General features: G+C 60.7%; 11 protein-coding genes and 1 tRNA gene. 4 read left to right on the top strand and 8 right to left on the bottom strand.

Annotated features, from left to right (window positions below):
* Positions 1–82: 82 nt before the first annotated feature.
* The 6 genes from GGQ99_RS24920 to GGQ99_RS24945 all read right to left on the bottom strand — a co-directional run bounded on the left by GGQ99_RS24920 (position 83) and on the right by GGQ99_RS24945 (position 2,970).
* Entirely contained in the window at positions 83–532 is a 450-nt protein-coding gene (locus GGQ99_RS24920; RefSeq protein WP_183264625.1) for a hypothetical protein, read from the bottom strand.
* Positions 533–779: 247 nt separating this feature from the next.
* A complete protein-coding gene (locus GGQ99_RS24925) occupies positions 780–1,115 on the bottom strand; it encodes a hypothetical protein (RefSeq protein WP_183264626.1) in 336 nt (111 codons plus the stop codon).
* The gene (locus GGQ99_RS24930; protein WP_183264627.1) at positions 1,108–1,419 is read right to left on the bottom strand and encodes a twin-arginine translocation signal domain-containing protein; all 312 of its coding nucleotides are present in this window, start codon (positions 1,417–1,419) and stop codon (positions 1,108–1,110) included. The genes GGQ99_RS24925 and GGQ99_RS24930 overlap by 8 nt, the downstream gene beginning before the upstream one ends.
* On the bottom strand, positions 1,416–1,778 hold the full coding sequence (locus GGQ99_RS24935; RefSeq protein WP_246389739.1) for a S24/S26 family peptidase: 363 nt from the start codon (positions 1,776–1,778) through the stop codon (positions 1,416–1,418). Before GGQ99_RS24935 ends, GGQ99_RS24930 begins: the two co-directional genes overlap by 4 nt.
* Positions 1,775–2,236, bottom strand: a complete 462-nt coding sequence (locus GGQ99_RS24940; protein ID WP_183264628.1) for a hypothetical protein — start codon at positions 2,234–2,236, stop codon at positions 1,775–1,777. The genes GGQ99_RS24935 and GGQ99_RS24940 overlap by 4 nt, the downstream gene beginning before the upstream one ends.
* On the bottom strand, positions 2,233–2,970 hold the full coding sequence (locus GGQ99_RS24945; protein WP_183264629.1) for a phage antirepressor KilAC domain-containing protein: 738 nt from the start codon (positions 2,968–2,970) through the stop codon (positions 2,233–2,235). Before GGQ99_RS24945 ends, GGQ99_RS24940 begins: the two co-directional genes overlap by 4 nt.
* A 334-nt stretch (positions 2,971–3,304) precedes the next feature.
* On the opposite strand from GGQ99_RS24945, the gene GGQ99_RS24950 reads away from it, so the two are divergent.
* From GGQ99_RS24950 to GGQ99_RS24965, 4 genes are all read left to right on the top strand, one after another.
* Positions 3,305–3,745, top strand: a complete 441-nt coding sequence (locus GGQ99_RS24950; protein WP_183264630.1) for a hypothetical protein — start codon at positions 3,305–3,307, stop codon at positions 3,743–3,745.
* Between the two features lie 3 nt (positions 3,746–3,748).
* A complete protein-coding gene (locus GGQ99_RS24955) occupies positions 3,749–4,996 on the top strand; it encodes a tyrosine-type recombinase/integrase (RefSeq protein ID WP_183264631.1) in 1,248 nt (415 codons plus the stop codon).
* Positions 4,997–5,019: 23 nt separating this feature from the next.
* Positions 5,020–5,101, top strand: a tRNA-Phe gene (locus GGQ99_RS24960).
* Positions 5,102–5,431: 330 nt separating this feature from the next.
* Complete coding sequence (locus GGQ99_RS24965; protein WP_183264632.1) at positions 5,432–7,507, top strand: putative bifunctional diguanylate cyclase/phosphodiesterase; 2,076 nt, start codon at positions 5,432–5,434, stop codon at positions 7,505–7,507.
* A gap of 12 nt (positions 7,508–7,519) precedes the next feature.
* Here the strand turns inward: GGQ99_RS24965 and GGQ99_RS24970 are convergent, their stop codons facing one another.
* Positions 7,520–8,263, bottom strand: a complete 744-nt coding sequence (locus GGQ99_RS24970) for a bestrophin-like domain (protein WP_343061779.1) — start codon at positions 8,261–8,263, stop codon at positions 7,520–7,522.
* 124 nt (positions 8,264–8,387) lie between these two features.
* The coding region (locus GGQ99_RS24975; protein ID WP_183264633.1) for a glycine cleavage T C-terminal barrel domain-containing protein at positions 8,388–8,540 on the bottom strand (153 nt) is incomplete at its 5' end.

Here is an 8,540-nt window from a genome sequence, read left to right on the forward strand (position 1 = left end):
GAGGAATGGGCACCGTAGAGCCCTCTTCGAATGGAGGAATGGGCACCGAAACTTGCGGGAATGGGCACTGGGGACGCGTTTTTCATGCGACCTCCTTCAGCGCGGTCGTGACCCGCCTGCGCTCTATCTCGAAGTATGCCTCGACCAGTTTCCCCGCTCTGTCCGACGACACCGCCTTCCACTCATCCGTCGGCGCCTTGCTGTTGATGGCCGGCACATAGGTGAGCCGGTAGGAGTTGGGGGCCCGGAGGTCGCCAGATGTCTCGGTTGACCTGATTACCTCCATCAGGCCCAACGCCTCGCCTAGGTCCTGCGTTGCTGTGATCTTGCGACGGGATATGGAAGCCGCGACGAACTGGTTGAACGACACGAAGAGTTCGCCGTTCTTATAGCCGCCATGCCGTAGGTGCTCGACTTCCAGGCGCTCCAGCATCCGGCGCAGTGGCACCGGGGCCAAGTTCCACGTCGGGTGCATCAACATCTCGAGGCGATGAGGCACGAAGCAATCGAGCCACTTCTTCTTGGCTGCCATCACATCGCCCTCCAGACCATCCCGACCCAGACGCCGGCAACGCCGACGCCCACAATCGAGGCAAGAAGGAAGAGATCGGCCGCGGACAGAGAACTGTTTGCGCGATGTGCAAACAATTCCGGTGGGCGCAGTCCTTGCCGGACACGAGCCATCGCTTCGCTTGCGCGGTCGTCGTGCCACTCAGCCCAGCGACCAACCTGCAGCGCCATCCACGCGTGGAATACTGCCCGTAGGGCGCGGAGGAGCCTCATTGGACACCTCCGTCGACCACAACGAGAGACCGCAGGAAGGGCAAGACAAGATTTGGCTCGTCTTCGCCGCCGCAATATGTTTCGTCGATAAGGCAGTCCAAGAGGGACGTGCGCAGCCCGACCGACCCATTCAGGAAGTAGTCGAGCTTTGACTGGACCTCATCGGCGTTGCTGCAGCTTGCCAGCACCAATGAACGATAGGCTCCCTGCTCCGCTTCAAGGCTCAACTCAGCCGCTTCGGCGTCAACGGGATTGCCATCGTCATCAAAATTCGCTTCGTCAGCCATGACTGCTGAACGATGGGCCTCGATTAGTTCACGGAGATCAGCCATTGCGCTGCCCTCCCATCGTTCTCGCCCTACCAATACGCTCGTGATTGACCGCGCCAGGCTCGTCGCATTCGAGATGAGTGAAGATGAGGATCATCCCGTCTGTGCCGTTGTCCTGATCTCGGATGCGGATCGGAGCGTCGGGCCATTTCTGCCAATAGGCGGCCTTGATCTCTTCGATGGCGGCTTCGATGCGCTCGTCTGGGGTGAGAGGCTGGATCGGCTCAGCGACGGCGGTAGAGCCCACGGTAGCGCCAACGCCGGCAACTGCGGTCTGGCGAAGGAAGAGGCGTCGCGTGATGCTCATGACCGCGCTCCCTTGGTGAGGAACCGCTGGTCACGGACCTTGATGTCGGCCACAACGATGGCAAGCACGCTGTCGTCGAACTGTTCCTTCGAGCAATAGTGGTCGGAATAGTGCGGGTTCTCACGGAACAGCCGGAGCCGATCCATCATGTTCTGGACGCAAATGAGTTCAGGGCCGATGCCGTTGAAGCGGACGTAGGTGCCTTCACCGACGTAGCGATCGACCGGCTTGACCAGCACGAAGTCGAAGCCGTCACGAAGCCTGGGCGACATACCGTCGCCGATGACTGGCTCGATGCGGAGCGCGTCGGAATAGATGGCCTCAGGCGCTGCCGTGATTGGGAAGAGATCCATGGTCATGCCGCGCCTCCCTTCCGGGCAAACCACGCGCGCCGGCATTCGAGGAAGGGCATGTCCTCAGCGAGGAAGGTGCGGATCGGGTCCAGTTGATCGAGCACCTTGCCAATCATCACCTCGGCGTCGGACATGCTGTAGTCGACCAAGCCGAGGGTATCCGCGATGACCGCCGTCCGGATCGTGCGGAGGCACGCGATAGCATCGTCGATTTCATCAATGGGAGATTGCGCCGGATACGGCACGGTTGCCGGGCAAGCCGCGGCTGTGGTATTCGTGTCCATGTTCGATTGTCCTATGCGGGATTGAGAACCAAGGCCTGGCAATGAGGTGGCCGCCTCTGCCGGGCCTTTCTTTTTCGCGTCGGCGATGTCGTCGTCCGCCTTATGAGTGGCATCGCCTTCTTGGGAATTCTCCGAAATCTCTTGGGAGATTTCCGAATTCTCGGCTCGGCAACCGCTCATGCTGCGGCTCCGAATGCCGGCTTGATCAGGCTCGCGAGCTTCGTCAGGCCCTTTGGGGTTACCCTCACCTGCTCCGAAACCTTCTCCGAGCCGTCAGCCCGCAATACGGTTGTCACCTTGTGCTCGAGCAGCCCGTTCGTGGTCTTGGATTGGTAGCCGAGATCATGGCCCGAGCCAGGTCGGCGATAGATCCAGCCGTTCTGCCGGAGCCACGAGAACAAATCCTTCGGCCGCATCTGGAGAGCCTTCGCGGCCTCGGTGATACAGAGAGAACCATCTGCCTCAGCGATACGCTGCAGCGCCTCGTGCGACGGCTGCAACTCGGCAACCCGGCTTTCGAGAGAGAGTACCTTCTCGACATTGTCGAGGAGCAACTGTCGCAAAGTCGGAACATGGCTCAGAGCGGCCACAGGGTCCTTTGCCCGACGCTCGCAGTCGATGAAGTACTGACGCGCGCGCTTGCCCTGCTCGTTGCGCTCGACCATCGAAAGCTCTTTGGCCATGTCGATGGTGATCGCGTACTCGATCGCCGGCCGGCCTTTTACTGCGTTTTCAGTAAAACTCGTGAAGTCCGATCCTTCGACGAAGCCGTACTGTTCGATGCGCGAAGCGATCCAGTCATTGAAGCGCGTGCCAACTAGCAGGAAGGCGTGAAGGTCGCGGGCGTTGACGGTCTGAACGGTCGAGCCGCCGACCGATCTGGTAGTTAGGATGGGGAAGCTGCTGCTGGTCATGCGGCAACTCCCAGAAAGAAGCTGATGAGCTTGGACCGCTCGACCACCCACCTGCCCCCGACCTTTTTTGCCGGCAGCTGCCCGGTCGCCAGTAAGTGAAATGTTTGGCGCTGGTTGCGCCGAATTATCTTAGCGATTTCCTCGACCCCCCAAATGAGGTCAAGCGAACTGTCATCATCTTTGTGCACGTCACTCTCCATCGCGGAAAATCCGCTCTTGCAGTTCCATATATGTTCATGTGCCTTTCAATGTCAATTAACCTTACCATACGATGTTCAATTGAATTTGAGCAAGCGCCGTGCAAGCTGATGTCAATCAATTGTGGATAAACGCGATGGCCAATGAGAAGGACAAGGGACAGCGACGTGTGTACGTGCTGCCCAATGAACTGGTGGAACGGATTGCTGCCTACCAAAAAGACATGGGCATCCAGTCCGAAGTCGAGGCCGCGCGACGTTTGCTTGATGAGGCGCTGAAGAGCCGTGATGACTGGCGTTCGATTACTCGCCGGTTCAAAGAAAAATTGGCTGAGACGCGCGTGCTATCCGAGATCGCCAAGGAAGTTTTGGTGGGGCACCCGCTTGTTAGCCACATCGCGTTTGAGCCGAACATGGTGCGGTTTACGTTGACGACAGGCGAGACAGTTGAAGTCACTGGCAGCGGCGGCGTAATGGCGACTGACAACTACAACAACCAAATTGAATTTGATCCGAAACCTGTCGACTACGGTCAGCGGAAAGCTAGCCGTAGTCTCGACGACGAAATCCCGTTCTAGGCCATGTCAATTCGTAAGCGCACCTGGACGACCGGCAAGGGCGAAGAGAAGACCGCCTGGGTGGTCGACTATGTCGACACCAAGGGCGCGCGCCGACTGAAGACGTTCGCGAAGAAGAAGGAAGCCGACACGTTCGCTGCCACGGCTCATGTCGAAGTGCGCGAGGGCACCCACGTCGCAGACAGCGCCAGCGCTTCGATCAAGCAGGCCGGTGCGTTCTGGATCGCCAGCGCTGAGGGTGCAGGCTTGGAGCGAACGACCACTAATCAGTACCGCCAGCACCTTGACCTTCATATCGCGCCACTGATTGGCGACACGCTGCTGTCGAAGCTCTCGGTGCCCGCCGTGCGGGACTTTGAAGACAAGCTACGTGAAACAGGTCGCTCGCCCGCAATGGTGCGCAAGGTGCTGGTCAGCCTCGGCTCGCTCTTGGCCGACGCGCAGGAGCGCGGGCTGGTAGTTCGCAACGCGGTCAGGGAGAAGAGCCGCGCTAGGCAGAAAGGCAAAGATAAGCGTCAGGAGAGGCGCCAGAAGGGCCGCCTAAAGGTCGGGACAGACATTCCGACCAGAGACGAGGTCAAGGCCATCGTGGGCGCGCTGGATGGCCGCTGGCGGCCGTTGCTACTGACAGCAATCTTTGCAGGTCTCAGAGCATCGGAGCTGCGGGGGCTGCGCTGGCTCGATGTCGATTTGGAGAAACGCGAGATCCACGTCCGACAGCGTGCGGACAGGTTCAATGATATCGGCAGGCCGAAGTCGGAAGCCGGCGAGCGAACGGTCCCTATTCCGCCGATGGTGGTCAACGCCCTGAAGGAATGGAAGCTCGCCTACAGCAGGCCGATCACTGGCCGCGATGACGATGGCAACCTAATTCGGGAAGACGCCAAGCCATCACACCTCATCTTCGCCAACGGCTCCGGCAACGTCGAGAGCTTGGGGAACATCATCAACCGGGGCCTAATCCCGGTGCAGATCAAAGCTGGCGTGTCAGTGCCGACGGAAGAGTCAGACGAGGAAGGCAATCCGGTCCAGGCCGCGAAATATACCGGCATGCATGCCTTACGGCACTTCTACGCCTCGTGGTGCATCAATCGCCCTCAAGATGGCGGCCTCGGCCTTCCCGCCAAGGTCGTCCAAGAGCGGCTTGGTCACTCTTCGATCGTCATGACGATGGATGTCTACGGACACCTATTCCCGAGGGGCGATGACGCCGACGAAATGGCAGCTGCAGAGCGAGCGCTGCTTTCATGAGCGCGACATAGGCGCAACATGATGCCCTGACTGCCTTGCAACACAAGGATTCTGATCGGATTGAAAATCCGCGTGTCCGTGGTTCGAATCCGCGTCTGGGCACCACTTCCTCCCCCAAACAGATCGCTTGCGAGAAAGCGGCACGCTGCGTCACTGCGCAAGTGGCGCGAAGAGACTGCCCTCCCCGTCTCCTTCGACCCGCTGTCCGGTCGGTTGCGACCAAAATGTCCGACGAGTTCTGCCAACAACAATTGATGCAGGACTACACTGACATTCATGCAACTTCATGCAAATCAGGACCGATCAGGAATCCAGGTCGAAATACCTACTGGTCCGCGCGGCAATAACTCTTCGCATTTACACGCAATTCATCATTGTTCTGCATTTTCTTGCCCGGGGGAACTTCTGAGATCGAGTTGGCGGGGGAAAGTCGACATGTCGGCGAGCGCGCAGGCGAGCACGGAACACGAGAAACTCGCAGACGGCTTGATGCACAAGACCAGGGCGTCTTATGTGGCAGCGCTGATCCTGATCGCGTCGCTGGCAACCGCCAGCTTCTTCATGTTGAACTCGGTGATCTCGGCGAACACGCAGAAGACCGCATTGATCGAGCTCGGGGCCCGCCAGCAGATGCTGTCGCAGCGGATATTGCTGAGCGCGACGGAGGCCCATACGGCCGATGCGCAATGGCTGCGCACCCAGGCGCGCCAGAACCTCAAGGCGGCGCTCGAAAGTTTCCTCGCCAACGAGCGCATCCTGCGGAACGGATCGCCCGACGCCCGGTCACCGCTTCACCGGCTCGAGCTTTCGGAGGATGCGACAAAGCTGTTTACCGAGGTTCCCGGCCAGATCGACGCATCGACGCGGATCCTCGAGCACACGGTCAATTCCTATCTCAAGCTGCTGCCCGACTCGGTGTCGGCAGACATGCCTGCCGATGCCATCGCACATTTCGCCGCGCTCAGGCTTTACGTCGCCGAGAAAGCCCGGCGCGAATATGAAACGCTGACCCGGCTGTTCACGTCGGAAGCTGCCGAAAAGGGCGCAGCGGTCGAGAAGCTGCACCTTACGGTCTTTGTCCTCACTTTGCTGCTGCTCGTCGCCGAGGCGGTGCTGATCTTCCGGCCGCTGGTGCGCCGCGTCGTGTCCTGCACCAGCGAACTGCTCAGGGCGCGCGACCAGATGAACTTCGCCGCCAATCATGATGCGCTGACAGGCCTCTACAACCGGGCCTTCCTCAACGACTACATGGATACGGCATTGGCCACCGCCCGGCGCAAAGGCGAGGCGATCGCCGTCATCCATCTCGACCTCGACCACTTCAAGACCGTCAACGACACGCTCGGCCATGCCGCAGGCGATGCCGTGCTGATCGAGACCGCACGGCGCCTTGTCGCCAGCGTTCGCGAATCCGACGTCTGCGTGCGCCTTGGCGGCGACGAATTCACCGTGATCCTGACCGACGTGGGCACCGAGGCGGCCGCCGTCGAAGTCGCGGCACGGATCACCGCGAGCATCAAGCAGCCGCTGGAATTCGCCGGAGCTTCGCTGAAGCCGAGCGCCAGCGCAGGCGTGGCACTGTTCCACGACGCCACCGCCACGATGGATGAGCTGTTCGTCAACGCCGACCTGGCGCTCTACCGCGCCAAGGCCGATGGGCGCGGCGGTTATCAGCTCTTTGCCACGACGCTGCGCGACAAGTTCGAAGAAAAGGCCAACCTCGAACGCGAACTGCGCGAAGCCATCGCTACCGAGGCCTTCGCGGTCCATTTCCAGCCACAGGTCTCCCTGCAGACCGGGAAGGTGATCGGCGTCGAGGCGCTGGTGCGCTGGGAGGTCATGGGCAGGAACGTTTCGCCCGGCGAGTTCCTTCCGGCAGCTGAAAAGGCCGGGCTGATGCCAGCGATCGGCCGTTCCATCTTTGCCAAGGCCATACGCACGGCCGCGGGGTGGCACCGCATGGGACTGGATTTCGGCCGGCTCTCGCTCAATGTGTCTGCCCAGGAGCTACACGAGGCCGACTTCGCCAATCATTTGCTCGGCCTTCTCAAGGCCGAAGGCCTGCCCAACCGCCTGGTGGCGCTGGAAATCGTCGAATCGGTCATGCTCGACGACGAAAACAGCGGCATCGGGCTGACGCTGAAGCGTCTGCGCAAGGCCGGCATCCGCATGGAACTGGACGATTTCGGCACCGGCTACGCATCGCTGTCGCATATCAGCGCCAACGAGGTCGACCGGCTGAAGATCGACCGCCGCTTCATCCGCGACATCCACAAGAACCCGGCCAACTCCAAGATCGTCAAGGCGATCATCGAACTGGCGCGCGGCCTCGGCATTTCGATCATCGCCGAGGGTGCCGAAACCGAAAGGGAGCTGTCCTTCCTGCGGGAGTTGGGCTGCCCTGCAGTCCAGGGCTACGGCATAGCCTTTCCGATGCCCGACGCTCAGGCCGAGGCGTGGCTGGCCATGCGCAACGCCTCTCCCCAGCCTGTCGTCGCCCGAACTGCCTAGGGGCAGCCGGGGCTAGATGCGTGCGTCGCCCAATGTCACCTGCGCAACGCCGACATAGGGATTGGCATGCAAGGCCAGGATCCACAGGCTGACGCTTGCCGTGACGGCGAATATCAGGATCGCCTTCCTGCCGGCATGCGGCCTGTCGGCGTGGACTGCCCCGATGACCACCGCCGAAAGCATGGTCAAGAACAGCACCAGGTACCATTTGAGCTGATTGACCGAACCTGCGCCGATGGCCAGGCGCGAATTGCGGGCGTCCTGCAATTCGTCGAAGTCCTGCACCATCTGGCCAATGATCGGATCAGGAAGGCCTGACTTCGACAGCGCGATCAATGCCAGGCGGATGTCCTGCAAGGCCTGTTCGACGGCGGGCTCAGGCGAATGGTTCGCATTCGGCCATTCCAGCGAAATGACGGCACCCTTGTAGGCCAGTAGGCCATTCAACAATTCGGCAGAGGCAAGCGCCTCCGGCTTCGCCATGCCGGCAAGCCGCATCATCGACGAACGCTCGGCGCTGGCGACCTCGCTTGCGCGCGCATTGACCGACCATACATCCGCGGCCGTGAAACCGAGCGACAGCGCCCAGGCCGTGGTGATGGTGCCGACGAAAGCGGCGACCGGCATCGATAGAGGGTCGCCTTGTGCCTGCCTGGCGAAGATCGCGAGGAACGCCGCACCCAGGAAAAATGAAACGATGCCGACGACGATAAAGGGAAGCGTCAGCAATATGGGCGACCAGGAGAATATTTCCACGATGCTGCCTTGCGCCAAGGGTGTTCTCTATTGACCGTGAATAAGCCAATTCCCGGAATCCTCAAACAAAAAGCCCCGCAGGTCGCGGGGCTTTTGCATTGATGACGGCGAAGTCGCGGTTGATTTACGACCGTGGCTTTTCCTTCTTGGGATCGTAGTGGGCGAAGGGCACGATCCTGGCCGGCAGGCGCTTCTGGTGGCCGTCGAGCTTGCCGATCTCGACCTCGGTGCCGACATTGGCGTGGGTGGCGTCGACGCGGGCGAGCGCGATGTTCTT

The sequence above is a fragment of the Aminobacter niigataensis genome, assembly GCF_014200015.1.
GTDB classification, from domain to species: Bacteria; Pseudomonadota; Alphaproteobacteria; order Rhizobiales; family Rhizobiaceae; genus Aminobacter; species Aminobacter niigataensis.